The sequence below is a fragment of the Devosia nitrariae genome, from assembly GCF_030160115.1.
GTDB lineage: Bacteria > Pseudomonadota > Alphaproteobacteria > Rhizobiales > Devosiaceae > Devosia > Devosia nitrariae.
Genome location: NZ_BSNS01000024.1, coordinates 130,732 through 149,068 on the forward strand (window position 1 = coordinate 130,732; position 18,337 = coordinate 149,068).

General features: G+C 63.2%; 27 protein-coding genes. 25 read left to right on the plus strand and 2 right to left on the minus strand.

Annotation, left to right across the window (positions count from 1 at the left end):
- The first annotated feature begins 4 nt into the window (after positions 1–4).
- The 20 genes from rplP to cml all read left to right on the plus strand — a co-directional run bounded on the left by rplP (position 5) and on the right by cml (position 11,326).
- A complete protein-coding gene (gene rplP / locus QQK18_RS23490) occupies positions 5–418 on the plus strand; it encodes a 50S ribosomal protein L16 (protein WP_284342833.1) in 414 nt (137 codons plus the stop codon).
- Between the two features lie 11 nt (positions 419–429).
- Positions 430–624, plus strand: coding sequence for a 50S ribosomal protein L29 (rpmC, locus tag QQK18_RS23495; protein WP_284342834.1), 195 nt, complete (start codon positions 430–432; stop codon positions 622–624).
- An 11-nt stretch (positions 625–635) separates the two neighbouring features.
- A complete protein-coding gene (rpsQ, locus tag QQK18_RS23500) occupies positions 636–869 on the plus strand; it encodes a 30S ribosomal protein S17 (RefSeq protein WP_284342835.1) in 234 nt (77 codons plus the stop codon).
- A 70-nt stretch (positions 870–939) separates the two neighbouring features.
- Positions 940–1,308 (plus strand): 50S ribosomal protein L14, encoded by a 369-nt coding sequence (rplN, locus tag QQK18_RS23505; RefSeq protein WP_284342836.1) that lies wholly within the window; start codon positions 940–942, stop codon positions 1,306–1,308.
- Positions 1,308–1,619 (plus strand): 50S ribosomal protein L24, encoded by a 312-nt coding sequence (rplX, locus tag QQK18_RS23510; protein WP_284342837.1) that lies wholly within the window; start codon positions 1,308–1,310, stop codon positions 1,617–1,619. Before rplN ends, rplX begins: the two co-directional genes overlap by 1 nt.
- Positions 1,612–2,169 (plus strand): 50S ribosomal protein L5, encoded by a 558-nt coding sequence (gene rplE / locus QQK18_RS23515; RefSeq protein ID WP_284342838.1) that lies wholly within the window; start codon positions 1,612–1,614, stop codon positions 2,167–2,169. Before rplX ends, rplE begins: the two co-directional genes overlap by 8 nt.
- Positions 2,170–2,198: 29 nt before the next feature.
- The gene (rpsN, locus tag QQK18_RS23520) at positions 2,199–2,504 is read left to right on the plus strand and encodes a 30S ribosomal protein S14 (RefSeq protein WP_284342839.1); all 306 of its coding nucleotides are present in this window, start codon (positions 2,199–2,201) and stop codon (positions 2,502–2,504) included.
- A 13-nt stretch (positions 2,505–2,517) separates the two neighbouring features.
- Positions 2,518–2,916 carry a 30S ribosomal protein S8 gene (rpsH, locus tag QQK18_RS23525; protein ID WP_284342840.1) on the plus strand — a complete coding sequence of 133 codons (399 nt, stop codon included), beginning with the start codon at positions 2,518–2,520 and terminating at the stop codon, positions 2,914–2,916.
- A 95-nt stretch (positions 2,917–3,011) separates the two neighbouring features.
- The gene (gene rplF, locus QQK18_RS23530) at positions 3,012–3,545 is read left to right on the plus strand and encodes a 50S ribosomal protein L6 (protein WP_284342841.1); all 534 of its coding nucleotides are present in this window, start codon (positions 3,012–3,014) and stop codon (positions 3,543–3,545) included.
- Positions 3,546–3,557: 12 nt separating this feature from the next.
- Positions 3,558–3,920, plus strand: a complete 363-nt coding sequence (gene rplR / locus QQK18_RS23535) for a 50S ribosomal protein L18 (protein WP_284342842.1) — start codon at positions 3,558–3,560, stop codon at positions 3,918–3,920.
- Positions 3,921–3,942: 22 nt separating this feature from the next.
- Entirely contained in the window at positions 3,943–4,479 is a 537-nt protein-coding gene (rpsE, locus tag QQK18_RS23540) for a 30S ribosomal protein S5 (RefSeq protein WP_284342843.1), read from the plus strand.
- Positions 4,480–4,500: 21 nt separating this feature from the next.
- Entirely contained in the window at positions 4,501–4,695 is a 195-nt protein-coding gene (gene rpmD, locus QQK18_RS23545) for a 50S ribosomal protein L30 (RefSeq protein WP_284342844.1), read from the plus strand.
- A gap of 11 nt (positions 4,696–4,706) precedes the next feature.
- The gene (gene rplO / locus QQK18_RS23550) at positions 4,707–5,198 is read left to right on the plus strand and encodes a 50S ribosomal protein L15 (protein WP_284342845.1); all 492 of its coding nucleotides are present in this window, start codon (positions 4,707–4,709) and stop codon (positions 5,196–5,198) included.
- A gap of 139 nt (positions 5,199–5,337) precedes the next feature.
- Positions 5,338–6,675 carry a preprotein translocase subunit SecY gene (secY, locus tag QQK18_RS23555; protein ID WP_284342846.1) on the plus strand — a complete coding sequence of 446 codons (1,338 nt, stop codon included), beginning with the start codon at positions 5,338–5,340 and terminating at the stop codon, positions 6,673–6,675.
- Positions 6,672–7,238, plus strand: a complete 567-nt coding sequence (locus QQK18_RS23560) for an adenylate kinase (protein WP_284342847.1) — start codon at positions 6,672–6,674, stop codon at positions 7,236–7,238. The genes secY and QQK18_RS23560 overlap by 4 nt, the downstream gene beginning before the upstream one ends.
- A gap of 179 nt (positions 7,239–7,417) precedes the next feature.
- Complete coding sequence (gene rpsM, locus QQK18_RS23565) at positions 7,418–7,786, plus strand: 30S ribosomal protein S13 (RefSeq protein ID WP_284342848.1); 369 nt, start codon at positions 7,418–7,420, stop codon at positions 7,784–7,786.
- A gap of 85 nt (positions 7,787–7,871) precedes the next feature.
- Positions 7,872–8,264: a 30S ribosomal protein S11 gene (gene rpsK / locus QQK18_RS23570; RefSeq protein ID WP_284342849.1), complete on the plus strand. Its 393-nt coding sequence runs from the start codon at positions 7,872–7,874 to the stop codon at positions 8,262–8,264.
- A 96-nt stretch (positions 8,265–8,360) separates the two neighbouring features.
- Positions 8,361–9,383 carry a DNA-directed RNA polymerase subunit alpha gene (locus QQK18_RS23575; RefSeq protein WP_284343304.1) on the plus strand — a complete coding sequence of 341 codons (1,023 nt, stop codon included), beginning with the start codon at positions 8,361–8,363 and terminating at the stop codon, positions 9,381–9,383.
- A gap of 31 nt (positions 9,384–9,414) precedes the next feature.
- A complete protein-coding gene (rplQ, locus tag QQK18_RS23580) occupies positions 9,415–9,846 on the plus strand; it encodes a 50S ribosomal protein L17 (protein WP_284342850.1) in 432 nt (143 codons plus the stop codon).
- A gap of 277 nt (positions 9,847–10,123) precedes the next feature.
- Positions 10,124–11,326 carry a CmlA/FloR family chloramphenicol efflux MFS transporter gene (cml, locus tag QQK18_RS23585; RefSeq protein ID WP_284342851.1) on the plus strand — a complete coding sequence of 401 codons (1,203 nt, stop codon included), beginning with the start codon at positions 10,124–10,126 and terminating at the stop codon, positions 11,324–11,326.
- A gap of 17 nt (positions 11,327–11,343) precedes the next feature.
- On the opposite strand, the gene QQK18_RS23590 is transcribed toward cml, so the two are convergent.
- Positions 11,344–11,883, minus strand: coding sequence for a P-loop NTPase family protein (locus QQK18_RS23590; RefSeq protein ID WP_284342852.1), 540 nt, complete (start codon positions 11,881–11,883; stop codon positions 11,344–11,346).
- 123 nt (positions 11,884–12,006) lie between these two features.
- Complete coding sequence (locus QQK18_RS23595) at positions 12,007–13,179, minus strand: type III PLP-dependent enzyme domain-containing protein (protein ID WP_284342853.1); 1,173 nt, start codon at positions 13,177–13,179, stop codon at positions 12,007–12,009.
- A gap of 197 nt (positions 13,180–13,376) precedes the next feature.
- On the opposite strand from QQK18_RS23595, the gene QQK18_RS23600 reads away from it, so the two are divergent.
- The 5 genes from QQK18_RS23600 to QQK18_RS23620 all read left to right on the plus strand — a co-directional run bounded on the left by QQK18_RS23600 (position 13,377) and on the right by QQK18_RS23620 (position 18,337).
- The gene (locus QQK18_RS23600; protein ID WP_284342854.1) at positions 13,377–14,861 is read left to right on the plus strand and encodes a DegQ family serine endoprotease; all 1,485 of its coding nucleotides are present in this window, start codon (positions 13,377–13,379) and stop codon (positions 14,859–14,861) included.
- Between the two features lie 109 nt (positions 14,862–14,970).
- On the plus strand, positions 14,971–16,308 hold the full coding sequence (locus tag QQK18_RS23605) for a replication-associated recombination protein A (protein ID WP_284342855.1): 1,338 nt from the start codon (positions 14,971–14,973) through the stop codon (positions 16,306–16,308).
- Entirely contained in the window at positions 16,309–16,692 is a 384-nt protein-coding gene (crcB, locus tag QQK18_RS23610; protein ID WP_284342856.1) for a fluoride efflux transporter CrcB, read from the plus strand.
- Positions 16,689–17,678 (plus strand): RluA family pseudouridine synthase, encoded by a 990-nt coding sequence (locus tag QQK18_RS23615; protein WP_284342857.1) that lies wholly within the window; start codon positions 16,689–16,691, stop codon positions 17,676–17,678. Before crcB ends, QQK18_RS23615 begins: the two co-directional genes overlap by 4 nt.
- Positions 17,678–18,337 (plus strand): HAD-IA family hydrolase, encoded by a 660-nt coding sequence (locus tag QQK18_RS23620; protein WP_284342858.1) that lies wholly within the window; start codon positions 17,678–17,680, stop codon positions 18,335–18,337. Before QQK18_RS23615 ends, QQK18_RS23620 begins: the two co-directional genes overlap by 1 nt.

Here is an 18,337-nt window from a genome sequence, read left to right on the forward strand (position 1 = left end):
TATCATGCTGCAACCGAAACGCACAAAATTCCGCAAGGCCCACAAGGGCCGCATCCATGGCGTGGCCAAGGGCGGTACGGACTTGAATTTCGGGCAATATGGCCTTAAAGCCACCGAGCCCGAGCGCGTGACCGCGCGTCAGATCGAAGCGGCCCGCCGCGCGATCACCCGCGAGATGAAGCGCCAGGGCCGTGTGTGGATCCGGATTTTCCCTGATCTGCCGGTTTCCCAGAAGCCGACCGAAGTCCGTATGGGTAAGGGCAAGGGGTCCGTCGAGTATTGGGCGGCCCGCGTCAAGCCTGGCCGGATCATGTTCGAGATCGACGGCGTCCCCGAGGACGTCGCCATGGAAGCTCTGCGCCTCGGCGCCATGAAGCTTCCGGTAACCACGCGGGTCGTGACCCGCATCGCTGACTAAGGATACGAGCGATGAACGCCAGTGATGTGCGGGCAAAGACCGCAGACGAGCTGAAAGCCGAGCTCGTGAACCTGAAGAAAGAGCAGTTCAACCTGCGCTTCCAGCAGGCGACCCAGCAGCTTGAGGCTCCGGCCCGCGTTCGTCAGGTCCGCCGCGACATCGCGCGGATCAAGACGATCCTGGCCCAGAAGAGCGCAGCAGAGTAAGGAGCGGCCAGATGCCAAAGCGTATTTTGCAGGGGACGGTCGTCTCCGACACGAACGAGAAGACTGTCGTGGTGCGCGTCGAACGTCGCTTCACCCACCCGCTTTTGAAGAAGACCGTGCGCCGGTCCAAGAAGTACCACGCCCACGACGAAGCCAGTGTGGCCAAAGTCGGTGACGTGGTGTGGATCGAGGAATGCGCGCCGATCTCCAAGAACAAGCGCTGGACGCTCGTTCCACAGGCGTAACTATAACAAGGTATCCAGTCGGCGAGCCGGTCAGCGGCGAAGGCCGGTTCAATTTAGAAGGCATCCAGTCATGATCCAGATGCAATCCAATCTCGACGTCGCGGACAATTCCGGCGCGCGTCGCGTCATGTGCATCAAGGTGCTGGGCGGCTCGCATCGCAAATACGCCTCGGTCGGCGACATTATCGTCGTTTCGGTCAAGGACGCCATTCCGCGCGGGCGCGTCAAGAAGGGGCAGGTGATGAAGGCGGTCGTGGTGCGCACGGCCTTCGACATCCGCCGTCCCGACGGCACCGTCATTCGTTTCGACAAGAACGCCGCGGTTCTGATCAACAATCAGAAGGAACCGGTCGGCACCCGCATCTTCGGACCGGTTCCGCGCGAGCTGCGCGCCAAGAACCACATGAAGATCATCTCGCTTGCACCAGAGGTGCTGTAATGGCTGCCAAGATCAAGAAAGGCGACAAGGTCGTCGTCCTGGCCGGCAAGGACAAGGGCAAGACCGGGCAGGTCCTGCAGGTCATCCCGTCGGAAACCCGGGCGGTGGTCCAGGGGATCAACCTCGTGCGCCGCCACACTAAGCAAACCGCGTCGAACGATGCCGGCATCTTCACCAAGGAAGCGTCGATCCATCTGTCGAACCTGGCTGTTGCCGACAAAGACGGCAAGCCCTCGCGCGTCGGCTTCCAGATCAAAGACGGCGTCAAGGCGCGCGTCGCCAAGACCACCGGAGATGTGATCGATGGCTGAGACCCTTTACGTTCCTCGGCTTCGCACCGAGTACGAAGAGAAGATCAAGAGCGCACTGCGCGAGCAGTTCGGCTACAAGAACGTCATGGAGCTCCCCAAGCTCGAGAAGATCGTTCTCAACATGGGCGTGGGCGACGCCGTCAACGACACCAAGAAGGTGCGTTCAGCTGCCGCCGACCTCGAGCGCATCGCTGGCCAGAAGCCGGTGATCACCCATGCGCGCAAGTCGATCGCGGGCTTCAAGGTGCGCGAGGGCATGCCGCTCGGCGTCAAGGTGACGCTGCGGAAGCAGCGCATGTATGAGTTCCTCGACCGCCTGGTGAACATCGCTCTGCCGCGCGTGCGTGACTTCCGCGGGCTCAACCCGAGCTCCTTCGACGGCCGCGGCAACTATGCCATGGGCATCAAGGAGCACATCGTCTTCCCGGAGATCAACTACGACCAGGTCGACCAGATCTGGGGCATGGACATCGTGATCGCGACCACGGCGAAGACCGACGAGGAAGCGCGCGCGCTGCTGCGGGCATTCAACTTCCCGTTCCGCCAGTAAGGCAACAGGGAAGGGACAAGGATTAGGACATGGCAAAGACCAGCTCCATCATCAAGAACAAGAAGCGCGCCGAGGCCGCCAAGCGTACCGCTGCCAAGCGGGCCGCGCTCAAGGCGATCTCCAAGGATCAGAACCTCTCCATGGAAGATCGCTTCAAGGCCCAGCTGAGGCTCGCCGAGCTGCCGCGCAACTCCTCGCCGGTACGCGTGCGCAACCGCTGCGAAATGACCGGGCGCCCGCGCGGGTACTATCGCAAGCTGAAGCTCAGCCGCATTGCGCTGCGTGAGCTGGGCAATCTGGGCCTGATCCCGGGCCTAGTGAAGTCGAGCTGGTAAGGAGACGAGACAGATGAGCTTTTCAGATCCTATCGGCGATATGCTGACCCGTATCCGCAATGCGCAGATGCGGAACAAGACTTCGGTGACGACGCCGGCCTCGACCCTGCGCGGGCGCGTGCTGGACGTGCTGCAGGCCGAGGGCTTCATCCGCGGATACAGCGAAGTCAAGTTCGAGAACGGCGCTGCTGAATACGAGGTCGAACTCAAGTATTCCGACAATGCGCCGGTGATCCGCGAGATCGAGCGCGTGTCGCGCCCGGGCCGCCGCGTTTATGCGTCGGTCAAGAATATTCCGTCGGTGGCCAATGGTCTCGGCGTGTCGATCCTCTCGACCCCCAAGGGTGTGATGGCCGACCACGAAGCCCGGGCTGCCAATGTTGGTGGTGAGGTACTCTGCCGCGTGTTCTAAACTCGTATGTGCCCGAAAAGTGGGTCTCCGATTTTCGGACAATGCACGTACGAAACAAGACACGCGGTGTGACGATTACTCGAAGGTAGAACAAAATGTCACGTACTGGCAAAATGCCGGTTGCCCCGGTGAACGGCGTCACGGTGACCGTCGATGGACGCACCGTGTTGGCCAAGGGCCCCAAGGGTGAGCTTTCCGTAAAGCTCATGGATAACGTCAATGTCGAGCAGAATGGCGAGGGTATCGTCGTCACGCCGGCCAACGACACGCGCGAGGCCCGCGCCGCCTGGGGCACGACACGTGCTCTGATCCAGAACATGGTCACCGGCGTCAGCACGGGATTCGAGAAGAAGCTCGCCATCCAGGGCGTCGGTTACCGCGCAGCCCTGCAGGGCAGGGACGTCAAGCTCTCGCTCGGCTTCAGCCACGAAGTGGTTTACGAAGCGCCCCAGGGTATCACGCTGGCCGTGCCGAGCCCAACCGAGATCGTGATCTCGGGCATCGACAAGCAGCAGGTCGGCCAGGTTGCCGCCAATATCCGCGAGTGGCGTGCCCCCGAGCCCTACAAGGGCAAGGGCGTGCGGTATGCCGACGAGTTCGTCTTCCGCAAGGAAGGCAAGAAGAAGTAAGGAGCGCCTGAGATGGCTATCAGTGCAAAGGGAGCGGCCCGCCGCAAGGCTCGCGTCCGCAAGGCGCTCAAGGCCCGTGCATACGGGCGTCCGCGTCTTTCGGTCCACCGGTCCGATAAAAATATCTACGCCCAGATCATCGACGATGCATCCGGCCGCACGCTGGCTGCCGCATCGACCCTCGATAAGGACGTCAAGGCCCAGGTCAAGAACGGCAGCACCGCCGAGGCCGCGATCACGATCGGCAAGCTCATCGCCGAGCGCGGCACCAAGGCGGGTGTGTCCGAGGTCGTCTTCGATCGCGGCGCCTATATCTATCATGGCCGTGTGAAGGCCCTTGCAGACGCTGCCCGCGAGGGCGGCCTGCAGTTCTAACCGCGGCGAGGAAAGAAGAATTATGAGCAGAGACGTTCAAGAGCGCGAAAGCGAATTCGTCGACCGCCTGGTCCACATCAACCGCGTGGCCAAGGTCGTCAAGGGCGGCCGGCGCTTCGGCTTTGCAGCGCTGGTCGTCGTCGGCGACCAGAAGGGGCGCGTCGGCTTCGGTCACGGCAAGGCCCGCGAGGTGCCTGAGGCGATCCGCAAGGCTACCGAGCAGGCAAAGCGGCAGATGATCCGTGTGCCGCTGCGCGATGCGCGCACGCTCCACCACGACGTCGCCGGCCGCCATGGCGCCGGCAAGGTCATCCTGCGTGCAGCGGTGCCCGGCACCGGCATCATCGCAGGCGGCCCGATGCGCGCCGTGTTTGAGACGCTGGGGATCAACGACATCGTCGCCAAGTCCCAGGGCACGGCCAATCCCTACAACATGGTGCGCGCTACCTTCGATGCGCTGAAGCGCGTCGACAGCCCGCGCTCGGTCGCCGCGCGCCGTGGCCTCAAGGTTTCCGAACTGCAGGCTCGCCGCGGCGAAGCTGCGGCCGCCGAAGCCTGAGCCTGGTGACGGAGAAGAACAATGGCTAAAGCCAAGACCATTATCGTCGAGCAGGTCGGTTCCCCGATCCGCCGCGACAAGAGCCAGCGCGCGACCCTCATCGGTCTCGGGCTCAACAAGATGAACAAGAAACGTGAGCTCATCGATACGCCCGACGTGCGCGGCATGATCAACAAGATCCCGCACCTCGTGCGCATCGTGGGCGAGCAAGGTTAAAGGGTAGAACTATGACCCGTTTGAACGAACTGCGCGACAACCCCGGCGCGAACAAGTTGCGCACCCGCATTGGGCGCGGCATCGGCTCGGGCAAGGGCAAGACCGGTGGGCGCGGCGGCAAGGGCCAGACCGCTCGCTCGGGCGTTGCCATTAACGGCTTTGAAGGCGGCCAGATGCCCCTTCACATGCGCACGCCGAAGCGCGGCTTCAACCCTTACAATCCTGGCAAGTGGAACGCCATCCGCATTGACCGGATTCAGGCCTATATCGATAGCGGCAAGCTCGATGCCAAGAAAGTGATCGACGCCGAGGCGCTGGTCACGGCCGGCGTCATCCGCCGGATCAAGGATGGCGTACGCCTTATCGGTTCGGAAGGTTTTTCCGCCAAGAAGGTCTCGTTCAAGGTCGACTATGCGACCAAGGGCGCGCTCGCTGCTATTGAAGCGGCGGGCGGCAAGGTCGATATGCCCAAGTCGACGGCAGAAGACGCAAAGGCCGAGTGATCTCGGCCTCGCGCCTGGCCTCTGGAGCACAGAGCGCGCAAGATCGCTTGCCGATCCTGCGTGTTCTGGTGCGGGTTACAACAGAATGGTGCGCTCCCGGGGCCCCGGGGCCAACGCGCACTAGCCAAGGGAGCGATTGATGGCGTCCGCAGCCGAACAGCTGGCCAGAAATCTAAGTTTCTCGACGTTTTCCAAGGCCAAGGCCTTGCAGCAGCGCATCTGGTTCACACTGGGCGCGCTGCTTGTTTATCGGCTGGGCACCTTCATCCCGGTGCCAGGCATCGATCCGGACGCATTCCGCGCCACGTTCGAGCAGAGCCAGCAGGGCATCATCGGCATGTTCAACATGTTCGCCGGCGGTGCCGTCGAGCGCATGGCGATCTTTGCTCTCAACCTCATTCCCTATATTACCGCTTCGATCGTGATCCAGGTGATCGCCACGGCCTCGCCGCGGCTCGAGGCTTTGAAGAAAGAGGGCGAGCAGGGCCGGCGCAAGCTCAACCAGTATACGCGGTACCTGGCGGTCGTCTTCTGCGCAGTGCAGGCCTACGGCATCGCCATAGGCCTCGAAGGCAGCCAGGGCGTGGTGCTCGAGCCCGGCTGGATCTTCCGCTTCTCGACGGTCGTCTCGCTCGTCGGCGGCACCATGTTCCTGATGTGGCTCGGCGAGCAGATCACGGCGCGAGGTGTCGGTAACGGCATTTCGCTGATCATCTTTGCCGGCATCGTGGCGAACCTGCCGGGGACGGTGGTACAGACGCTCGAGTTGAGCCGCACCGGCGCGCTGCCGGCCTGGGCGGGTATCGGGCTCTTGGTGCTGGCGGTGCTGGTCATCGGCGTCATCGTCTTCTTCGAGCGGGCGCAGCGGCGGCTTTTGATCCAGTATCCAAAGCGCCAGGTCGGCAACAAGATGTTCCAGGGTGATACCTCGCACCTGCCGTTGAAGCTCAATACCGCGGGCGTCATCCCGGTTATCTTCGGTTCCTCGCTTCTCCTCCTGCCGGCAACGATTGCTTCGTTCGCCGCGCAGGGCAACGCGTCGGGTTGGCTGACGACGGTGACGGCGCTGCTGGGACGCGGGCAGCCGCTTTACCTCGCGCTCTTTGCCTTCTTCATCATCTTCTTTGCCTTCTTCTATACGGCTATCGTCTTCAATCCCACGGAGACGGCCGACAATCTCAAGCGGTCGGGCGGGTTCATTCCCGGCATCCGTCCAGGTGAGCGGACGGCCGCTCATATCGACTATGTGCTCACCCGCATCACGGTGGTGGGCGCCGCGTACCTGACGATCGTGGCCTTGATCCCGGAAGTGCTGGTCAGCCAGTTGACGGTCAGCCAGTTCATTGGCGGTACGTCGCTTCTGATCATGGTGACGGTGACGCTCGACACCATCAGCCAGATCCAGAGCCATCTGATTGCCCAGCAGTATGAGGGGCTGGTGAAGAGATCGAGACTTGGAGGGGGCAAACGCCGATGAGGCTGATCCTGTTGGGGCCGCCGGGGGCGGGCAAGGGCACGCAGGCGAAGATCCTGATCGAGACCTACGGCATTCCGCAACTGTCGACCGGCGATATCCTGCGTGCCGCGATCGCGGCCAAGACGCCCATGGGGCTCGCAGCCAAGGAAATCATGGACAGGGGCGACCTCGTCTCGGACACGGTGGTCAACGGCATCATCTCCGAGCGACTCGATGCCGAGGACTGCAAGGCCGGGTTCGTGCTTGACGGGTTCCCGCGCACTATTGCCCAGGCCGAGGCGCTCGAGGACATGCTCGAGGACAAGGGCATGACGCTCGACGCGGTCATCGAGATCAAGGCCGACCCGGACGTCCTGGTCGAGCGGGTCGTCAAGCGGGCCAAGGAGAGCGGGGGCGCGCGGGCCGACGACAACGTAGAGGTGCTGCGCAAGCGGCTCGACGTCTATATGGAGCAGACCGCGCCGCTCATCGCGTTCTACCGTGAAAAGGGGCTGTTGCAGTCGATCGACGGCATGGCCCCCGTGGAGGAGGTGACCACCGCCATTCGCGCGGCGATCACTTGAGACAAGAGGGCTCGGTTTGCCGGTTGACACCGGCAGGTCTTGTCCTTAAAGAACCGCACCAGTCTCACGGATAAATGGACTGGATTCGGTTCCTCACCTTAGTTGGGGGTCGAAATCCGGTCCCTTGTTGTTTAACGGCACGAGCCGCAAGGGCTTGTGTTGCATGAAGGAGAGCAGACGTGGCTCGTATTGCTGGCGTCAACATTCCGACCAACAAGCGCGTCGTCATCGCGCTGCAGTATATTCACGGTATCGGCGACAAGTTCGCGTCCGACATCTGTGGAAAGGTGGGCATCCCCGCCGAACGCCGCGTCAACGAACTGACCGATGCGGAAGTCATCCAGATCCGTGAGGCCATCGACCGCGACTATGTGGTCGAGGGCGATCTGCGCCGTACCGTTGCCATGAACATCAAGCGTTTGATGGATCTCGGCAACTATCGCGGCCTGCGCCATCGCCGTGGCCTGCCGGTGCACGGGCAGCGCACCCACACCAATGCCCGCACCCGCAAGGGTCCGGCCAAGCCGATCGCCGGCAAGAAGAAGTAAGGTTCCAGACTTCCGGAGCCCCCGATGTAGCTGCCGGGACCTTGAAAAGGCTTACGGCAGCGCCGATATCGAACTGAGGACATGAATGGCAAAAGCTGAAACGACGCGCGTCCGCCGCAAGGAGCGCAAGAACATCACGTCGGGCGTGGCCCACGTAAACGCATCCTTCAACAACACGATGATCACCATCGCCGACATGCAGGGCAACACGATTTCGTGGTCGTCCGCCGGCGTGATGGGCTTCAAGGGGTCGCGCAAGTCGACCCCTTACGCGGCGCAGGTCGCCGCCGAAGACGCCGCAAAGAAGGCTCAGGAGCACGGCATGAAGACCCTCGAGGTCGAGGTGCGCGGCCCGGGCTCGGGTCGTGAGTCGGCGCTGCGCGCGCTGCAGGCGGCCGGCTTCAACGTCACCTCGATCCGTGACGTCACTGCCATCCCGCACAATGGTTGCCGTCCGCGCAAGCGGCGCCGCGTCTGATCCGACGTTCTTTTCGAACTCCCGGTTCCCTCCGAGCCGGGAGTTTCCATTGCGTTTGCGGCCGGCGGCCGGGTAGGGCCGCACTTTTGAAAGGAAATTACCGTGACGATCCAGAGGAACTGGCAAGAACTGATCAAGCCGACCAAGCTGGAGTTTGTTTCGGGCGACAACGCGCGCGTGGCCTCGGTGGTTGCCGAGCCGCTTGAGCGCGGTTACGGGCTCACCCTGGGCAATGCTCTGCGCCGCGTGCTGCTGTCGTCGCTGCAGGGCGCGGCTGTCACCGCGATCCAGATCGACGGGATTCTGCATGAATTCTCGTCGCTTCCGGGCGTGCGAGAGGACATGACCGACCTCGTGCTGAACGTCAAGGAAATCGCCTTGAAGATGGAAGCCGAAGGTCCCAAGCGCCTGACGCTCTCCAAGCAGGGTCCGAGCGCCGTGACTGCCGCCGACATCAAAGTGACCGGTGACATTGAGGTCCTGAACCCGGAGCTCGTGCTCTGCCATCTCGATGACGGCGCCGAGATCAACATCGAGTTCACCGTCGACACCGGCAAGGGCTATGTGTCTGCCGAAAAGAACCGACCCGAAGATGCGCCGATCGGCTATATCCCGGTCGACTCGCTTTTCTCGCCGGTCAAGCGCGTCTCCTACAAGGTCGATGCCACCCGCGCAGGCGAGAGCCTCGACAAGGACAAGCTGACGCTGCAGGTCGAAACAAACGGGGCAATCAGCCCTGAGGATTCAGTGGCGTATGCCGCGCGCATCCTGCAGGACCAGCTCGCCGTCTTCGTCAACTTCGAAGAGCCGACGAAGGAGAAGGCCGCCGACACTGTTCCGGAACTCGCCTTCAATCCGGCGCTTCTCAAGAAGGTCGACGAGCTCGAGCTCTCCGTGCGTTCGGCCAACTGCCTCAAGAACGACAACATCGTCTATATCGGCGACCTCATCCAGAAGACGGAAGCCGAGATGCTGCGGACGCCGAACTTCGGCCGCAAGTCGCTCAACGAAATCAAGGAAGTTCTCGCGCAGATGGGCCTCCATCTCGGCATGGACGTGGCCAACTGGCCGCCCGAGAACATCGACGACCTCGCCAAGCGCTACGAAGATCACTATTGATCTCGCGCGGCACTGCTAAAGGAGACACACCATGCGCCACGGTAATAAGGGCCGCAAGCTGAGCCGGACGGCGAGCCATCGCAAGGCGATGTTCGCCAACATGTCGGCTGCCCTGATCAAGCACGAGCAGATCGTGACCACGCTTCCCAAGGCCAAGGACCTGCGTCCGATCGTCGAGAAGCTTGTCACCCTCGGCAAGCGCGGTGACCTGCACGCCCGCCGCCAGGCGGTCGCCCAGATCCGCGACGAGGCCCAGGTCAAGAAGCTCTTCGAGGTTCTCGGCCCGCGCTATGCCGACCGTCAGGGCGGGTATCTGCGCATCATGAAGGCGGGCTTCCGCTATGGAGACAATGCGCCGCTTGCCGTCATCGAGTTCGTCGACCGCGATGTCAACGCCAAGGGCCTGGACAGCGGTCCGGTCACGGCGCGCGAAGAAGAAGACGACGAGTCCGTAGCGGCGTAAGCCCAGAGCGTCCAGCCAGACAGTTCAGGCGGCTGCGGAGCTTTCCGCGGCCGCCTTTCGTTTCTGCCAGTTGCGGTTGCAGGGTAGGGCTGCTACATCTGCGCTTCCCGTCGAGGTGGGGAATGGAGTGCCGACCATGGGTAGTCTCGCCAAAGCGGACAGGTAAGCCGCAGCGACTGTTCTCGTCGTTGCGGCTGTCTGCCAGCTCACTTTCCAGATCCAAATAGCTCAGGCAGATCGCCGCCAAATGTTCTCACATTTGAGCGGATGTTCACCCATGCCTACCCAGTCCCAAGCCTGGGGCCATTCCCTGGCGGCTTCGCTGCTGCTTATGGCCCCGTTCGATGTCCTGGCGTCGCTCGCCATGGATATCTACCTTCCCATCGTTCCGGCTATGCCTGAGATTCTCGGTGCTTCGCCGGCGGTGGTGCAGCTCACCTTGAGCCTCTACATGGTCGTGCTTGGCCTCGGCCAACTCGTCTTCGGCCCGCTTTCCGATCGTTTCGGACGGCGCCCGGTGTTGCTGGCCGGCGCGCTTATCTTTGCCGCGACATCGATCGCCATGGCGGTGGCGACCTCGGCGGCAGCCTTCGTTCTACTGCGCATCCTGCAGGCGACCGGGGCGTCGGCGGCAATGGTGGCCACCTTCGCCACGGTGCGTGACGTCTATGCTGAACGCCGCGAGGGTACGGTGATCTATGGCCTGTTCAGTTCCATTCTCGCCTTCGTGCCGGCCGTCGGACCGATCGCAGGCGCGCTGATCGCGGACACCTTGGGATGGCAGGCGATCTTTCTCGTCCTCGGCGGTCTGGCGCTTGTCGCGCTGGCCAATGCCTGGCCGAGATGGCATGAAACACGGGTGCCGGCACCTGCCGGCAAACGTGGGTTCTGGCCGATACTCAAGAGCCGCGCCTTCTGGACCTATACGCTCGGTTTCAGTGCTGCAATGGGGACGTTTTTCGTCTTCTTCTCGACGGCGCCGCGCATCCTCATCGAGCGGACAGGATTGTCCGAGATAGGCTTCAGCTTTGCTTTTGCGACAGTGGCGTTCGTGATGATTGCTACGACACACTTTGCCAAGAGGTTCGTGGCGGGGTGGGGCGTTTCCGGGAGCCTCACCCGTGGCATGGTGCTGCTCATTGCCGGTGCTGTCGTCCTGGCGCTGTGCGAGACGCTGTTCGCACCATCAGTGTGGACGGTGATCCTGCCCATGTGGCTTGTCGCGATTGGCATCGTGCTTGCCGTTTCGGTCACCGCCAACGGCGCGCTCGCGGCGTTCGGTGAGGTTGCGGGCGCGGCGGTCGCGGTCTACTTCGCCGTCGAAAGCCTTTTCATCGGGGTTGTCGGCACGCTGATGGTGGTAGTGCTCGGCGGCCATACACTCTGGCCGCTCGTCGGCTATTGCGGGTTGATGGCGCCATGCGTGCTTGTCGCCTTGGCGCTGCTCAGGCGTCGGGAGATAGCGGACGCCATCGCATAACGAAGTCGCCGGTGCCGTTAGCGTGGCACCGGCAAACCCCAGAGCGCGTAAAGCGCGTTGAGCTCACGCGCGGTGTGGCATTCGACGAACGGCAGGCCCGACTCGCGAATGAGGCGGCCATACCTAGCCTGACTGTTGCGGGTCTTGACCAGGATCCAGTCGATCATCTCCCACTTGATGCTGTCCCTGGCGCCTTCAAGGTGCCCGGCGCGGTCGCTGTGGTTGATGAGCGTGCGCTTCAGATAGCGGCCAAATCGCAGCCATTGGTGGGAAGAGATGAGGATAGCGCCGGTCGCACGGGCAAAGCGCTGCGGAAACAAGCGCGAATAGTTGCCCTCCATCACCCAGCTTTCGCCCTCGATCGCCGCGTCGTGAAGCGCGGCGAACTCGGGGTCCGGGCGCGGCTGCCAATCGGTGTTGGGCAGGTGCCGGAACTGGTCGAGATGAACAGCGGGAATGCCGAGCTTGCGCGAGATGGCGGCAGCGAGTGTCGACTTGCCGGCATTGGACGGGCCGAGGACGACGATGCGCCTGCCAAGGGAGGCCAAGGGCAGCATGGGAACACCAGGTCTCTGGAAATGCGGGGCGAGGGCAATCGCCCAGACCGGTGGAGTTGTCAAGACAAAAGAAACGCCGCCGGGGGGACCGGCGGCGTAATCAGGTTTCGGCAGGCCGGACGATTATTCCGGCTGCACGTCCTTGCCGGTATAGATCTCGTCGACTTGATACCAGTCACGCCGGTCGAACCCGTTGAAGGGGGTGAGGGAAGCCTGCGTATAGGCGCCCATCAGCCCGAACTCGATCCAGTCGTCCTCGCCGATATCGACGGGCAACATGAAAGTCTGCGGTAGCACGTCGTAGCTGTCGCAGGTTGGGCCGAAGATGGTAAAGCCTGCTACTTCCTCCTCGGTATGGAGCCGCGCGCCGCGCCAGACGCGCACGGGTGGAGTGAAGTCCATGAACTTGACTTCCATCAGCGCGCCATAGGCACCGTCATTGAGATAGACGGAAAGACCGCCGCGCTGGTGCTTGACGCGCAGGAGCAGCGATGTCGAGGAGGTGACCAGCGCCCGGCCGGGCTCGGCGATCAGCTCGGGCTTGGATGAGCCGAAATTATCCTCGATGGCTTCGGCGATGGTCTCGAAATAGTAATCGATCGGCGGAGCGACGCTGGTCGGATAGCGGGCGGGGAAGCCGCCGCCGACATTGAGGCGCTTCAGCTCAATGCCCGATTCCTTGGCAATGCGGGCGGCCGCAGCGATGTGCCGTTCGTAGGCATAGGCGTCCTCGCATTGGCTACCGACATGGAAGCAGAGGCTGGCGGTGTAGCCCATCTGCTCGACCATGTTGGCGATCTCGACCGCGCCCTGTTCCATGACGCCGAACTTGGTGCCGAAGTCGTAGGATTTGAGCGCTTTGCCGGCCTTGAAACGCGTGGTGACCTCTACATCGCGCGATGGCGCGACGACCGCCTGCAACTGGTCGAGTTGCTGGGGATGGTCGATGGTGAACGAGCGTACGCCGAATTCCTCGTAGGCACGCTCGATCTCGCGGCGGTTCTTGATGGGGTTGTTGTAGTGCATGGCCGCACCCGGCGCATGCTGTTGAACCAACGCCATCTCGGTGTTTGAAGCGACGTCGAAGGCCTTCACGCCCTCTTCGTGCAGCTTGGCGATGATGTGGGGCGAGGGGTTGCACTTGACCGCGTAGGTCAGCAGGCCATCGAAGCCCTTGCGAAAGATTTTGGCGGCCTTGCGCAGCTCGCGCTCCGAATAGAGAAAGCTCGGAAAATCCGGCGCTTCGGCGGCGATGAGCGCCGAGGTGTTCGGATAGACGGTTGTCGGCTCAGTCATTGGACTTTTTGCCTTTCGGGGCGTGAGGGAGCGAAAATGAGCGCTGCATATAGGGATCAAATGACTGGGGCGCAAACGATATTTTGCCCGTCATCTTATCGATCGCTGTGACACCTTAATGGCGTCAGATTCCGGGGCTTTCTCGTGTGTTGCGAGGGGAGGGTAAGAGTTGCGGATTCGTGAATGGAAACATGCACATGATCTTTTTTCGTAAGATTGTTCTGACGGTTGCCGGTGTCGTCGTCCTTGGGGCTTTAGCTTCGGCCGCGGCAGGCGAGCGCGCAGGTGGCGTGGCACCGTTGCCGCAGCAAGCACCCGTGCGTATCGAGCTGGCGCAGGCCGAGCGGCAGGTGCCGCAATCGCGCGAGCAGGTGCAGCTGAGCTTTGCGCCAGTGGTGCGGCAGGTCGCCCCCTCTGTGGTCAATGTCTATGCAACCCGGGTCGAAGAGCAGGTGGTCTCGCCCTTTGCCAACGACCCATTCTTCCAGCGTTTTTTCGGTGAGCGATCGCCATTTTTTCAGAGCCGGCCGCGGGAGTCGCGTTCGCTCGGTTCGGGGGTGATCGTCGATTCCACCGGCCTCATCCTCACCAACAGCCACGTGGTCTCCGGCGCAACAGACATCCGCATTGCCCTTGCTGACCGGCGCGAGTTTGCGGTCGACCTAGTGCTCGACGATCCGGAGACCGACCTGGCGGTGCTGCGCATCCGCGATACCGGAGGCGTCGAGCTGCCGGCCATCGCCTTTGCCGATTCAGACGTGCTCGAGGTGGGCGACCTGGTGCTGGCCATAGGCAACCCGTTCGGAGTTGGACAGACGGTGACAAGCGGCATCGTCTCGGCGCTCGCCCGAACCGGCGTGGAAGCCAGCGACTACGAGTTCTTCATCCAGACAGATGCGGCGATCAATCCGGGCAACTCGGGGGGAGCCTTGGTCGATCTCGACGGTCGGTTGGTCGGCATCAACACCGCCATCTATTCGCGCACCGGCGGTTCGGTCGGCATCGGCTTTGCCATCCCCTCCAACATGGCGGCGGTCGTCGCGCAGGCGGGACTGGCGGGCGGAGAGATCGTGCGGCCTTGGCTCGGTGCCAAGACGCAGGTGGTCAGTGCCGACATCGCCGAAAGCTTGCAGCTTGCCTCGCCGACCGGTGCGATGATCACCGATGTGGCTCCGGGTGGTCCGGCCGAACGCGCGGGGCTCAGGCCCGGCGACGTGGTGACGGCGATCGACGGCGTGACAGTCGAGGATCCAAGCGCGTTCAATTTCCGCCTCGCCACCAAGCAGCTGGGGAGTGAGGCGCGGCTGGCGGTGATGCGTGGTGGTCAGGCTTTCGAGGCGACGCTGCCGGTTGAGGCGCCATCCCAGCCCGAAGAAAGCCAGATCGCCCGCATCACCGGCAACACCCGCTTTGCCGGCGCAACAGGGCAGGAGCTGACGCCGGCGCTGGCCCAGGAACAGGACCTGCCGTTCGATGCGCGCGGCATCGTCATCACCGAGGTCGAAGAAGGGTCTCCTGCCGAGGCCATGGGGCTGGCGACGGGCGATATCATTTTGAGCCTCAATGGCATAGAGATGACCGACGCAGGTACCTTCGCCGAGACCGCCTCGCGGCGGGTGCGGACATGGGAGATCGTGCTGCAGCGCGATGGACGCGTCGTGCGCACCTATGTCAGCGGATAGGAAGCGCCTGTCTCCAGAGGCGTCTCGAGGGGGATACCCCTTGCGGGACAGGTCCGGAGGGGGGTACTTCCGGTTGTAGTCCAGTTTGCCGAGGCGGCGCCCAATTCAGATGTCGGATCTATTTGCCACCGATAACGACGACGAGCCCAGCGCGCCCTCGGTTCAGCAGGGCCGGCCGCTCGCCGACCAGTTGCGTCCGAAGTCGCTCGACGAGGTCATCGGGCAGGCGCATCTCCTCGGCCCGGAAGGAACCTTGAGGCGCATGATCGCCTCCGGGCGGCTTGGCTCGCTAATCCTATGGGGGCCGCCGGGTACCGGCAAGACGACGGTGGCGCGGCTGCTGGCCAACGAGACCGGCTACAAGTTCGAGCAGATATCGGCCGTGTTTTCGGGGGTTGCGGACCTCAAGAAGGCGTTCGAGAAAGCGCGGTTCGATCGGATGAACGGCCAGCGCACGCTGCTTTTCGTCGATGAGATCCATCGCTTCAACCGCGCCCAGCAGGATGGGTTCCTGCCGGTCATGGAGGATGGCACCATCGTCCTGGTCGGCGCAACGACCGAGAATCCGTCGTTCGAACTCAACGCCGCGCTGCTCTCGCGATCCCAGGTGCTGCGATTCGAGCCGCTCTCGCTCGAGGATCTTGAAAAGCTGGCCGAGCGTGCCGAGGCGCTGACCGGGGAGGCCCTGCCACTCGACGTCGAGTCCCGGCGCACCATGCTCACCCTCGCCGACGGCGACGGTCGGGCGATGCTCGGGCTGGTCGAAGAGGTTCTTGCGTCAGCTCGGACGGACGAGGTGATGGACGTCGAGACTCTGCTTTCGGTGGTGCAGCGACGCGCGCCGATCTACGACAAGGCCCAGGACGGGCACTACAACCTGATCTCAGCGCTGCACAAGACCGTGCGCGGTTCGGACCCCGACGCCGCCCTCTACTACTTCGCCCGCATGCTCGATGCCGGCGAAGACCCGCTGTTCCTGGCGCGGCGGCTCATTCGGATGGCCGTTGAGGACATCGGCCTTGCCGACCCGCAGGCGCTGCCGCAAGCGGTGGCTGGGCGCGACGCCTATCAGATGCTGGGCTCGCCCGAAGGCGAACTGGCGCTGGCGCAGGTCGTCGTCTATCTGGCGCTCGCGCCCAAATCCAATGCCGTCTACACCGGTTTCAAAGAGGCAACGAGCATCGCCAAGGCGGGCGGTTCGCCGACGCCGCCCATGGTCATCCTCAACGCGCCCACCAAGCTCATGAAAACGAGCGGCTATGGCGAGGGCTACATCTACGACCACGACACGCCGGAGGGGTTTTCGGGACAGGAATACTTCCCGGAAAAGATCGGCCGGCAGGAGTTCTACCGGCCGGTGGAGCGGGGGTTCGAGCGCGAATTGAAAAAGCGGCTCGACTATTTCACCCGGCTGAGAGTGGCCAAGCGTGGGGGCGAAGAGGACTAGATGCAGGCATTCTTGCTGGTCGGCGCCGGTGGCGCGCTGGGGGCCATGATGCGCTTTGGCGTGTCCTCGATCGTCGGACGGCTTTGGCCGTCCCAGTTTCCGCTTGCAACGCTCATCGTCAACATCCTCGGCTCGCTGGCGATGGGACTGCTGATCGGCTGGCTGGCGCGTACTCTGCCGGCATGGGCTGCCGAGGCGCGGCTGTTCGTTGCCGTCGGCGTTCTCGGAGGCTTCACCACGTTCTCCGCCTTCTCGCTCGACACGATCACGCTCATCGAGCGGGGCGCATGGAGCCAGGCCGGGCTCTATATCCTGCTGTCGGTTGTTCTTTGCCTTGCGGGGCTGTATTGCGGGCTGCTGATGACACGAGGATTTCACGCATGAGCCGCGTACAGCAGCGCGAGGTGGTAGCCGACGAGGACGGAATGCGGCTCGACCGCTGGTTCGCCCGCAATTTTCCGCAGCTGGGATTCGGGCGGCTGCAGAAGCTCATCCGCAACGGCGAGGTGCGCGTCGACAAGGGCCGGGTGCAGACGAGCACGCGGCTCTCGGCTGGCCAGGTGGTGCGCGTTCCGCCCATCGACGATCCCGATGTCGTCCGGCCGATGCGCGTCAGCGACGAAGATGCCGATTTCCTGCGCTCGCTCATTCTTTACGAGGATGATGAGATCTACGTCTTCAACAAGCCCTATGGGCTCGCCGTCCAGGGCGGCAGCGGCACCAAGCGCCATGTCGACGGTATGCTCAAGAGCCTGCCCAACAAGAAGGGAGAGCCGCCTCGGCTTGTCCACCGGCTCGACCGGGATACGTCCGGGTGTCTTGTCGTTGCCAAGACGCATGCAGCGGCCAGCCATTTCGGCACGGTGTTCCGCTCGCGTTCGGCGCGCAAGATCTATTGGGCGGTGGTGGCGGGCAATCCCAGCCCCCGACAGGGCGAGATCTCCTGCTGGCTGGCCAAGCGCGCGACCACCGATGGCGAGCAGATGGTCGTCGTGCCGCACGGCACCCCCGGTGCCCAGCACTCGATGACCTATTATTCGATCACCGACACGGCCAGCCGGCGCTTTGCCTGGGTGACGCTGAAGCCGGTGACCGGGCGCACGCACCAGTTGCGCGTGCACATGGCCCAGCTCGGCAACCCCATCCTCGACGATCCGCGCTATTTCAATATCGAAAACTACCAACCGGCCGAGGGGCTGGGTGAAGGGCTGCATCTGCACGCGCGCCGCATCGCGCTGCCGCTGCGCTCGGGCAAGCGTCTCGACGTCTCGGCCCCGCTCCCGCCACACATGCAACAAAGCTTCGATGCCCTGGGGTTCGACGCCAGCCGATACGATGTGCAGGCGGTCGATCCGGAGGATGCAGCCTGATGCTCGTCATGTTCGACATGGACGGCACGCTGATCGACACGCAGAGCCTCATTTGTGAGCACATGGCGACTGCGTTCCGCGGCGCCGACTTGCCGGCACCGACACCGGAGGAAGTTCGGCGCATCATCGGCCTGTCTCTGCCGGTCGCCATCGAGAGACTTGCCGGCAGCCAGGACGATAGCCTGATCAACCGGTTAGTCGAGGACTACAAGGAGCACTATCGTGCTTCGCTCGTGGGTGGGAGTGACCGCGAAGGCTTGTTTCCGGGTGCGAGAACTTCGCTCGATGCACTGCGCGCCGAGCCGGACTATGTGCTGGGGATCGCGACCGGCAAGGGCCTCGCGGGTGTAAGCCGGATACTGGAACTGCATAGCCTCGGCGATCACTTCACCACTCTGCAGACGCCAGACCACAATCCATCGAAGCCGCATCCGGGCATGCTGCTGCGGGCGATGGACGAAACCGGCGCGGCGACGTCCGAAACGGTGATGGTGGGAGATACGGTGTTCGACATCGAACTCGGCCGAGCGGCCGGGGTCGCTACCATCGGCGTCACCTGGGGCTATCACGATCCTGCCGATCTGGTCGCTGCGGGCGCCGACGCGATGATCGATCATTTCAGCGATCTGGCGCCGGTCATCCGGCGGCTGATGGATTAG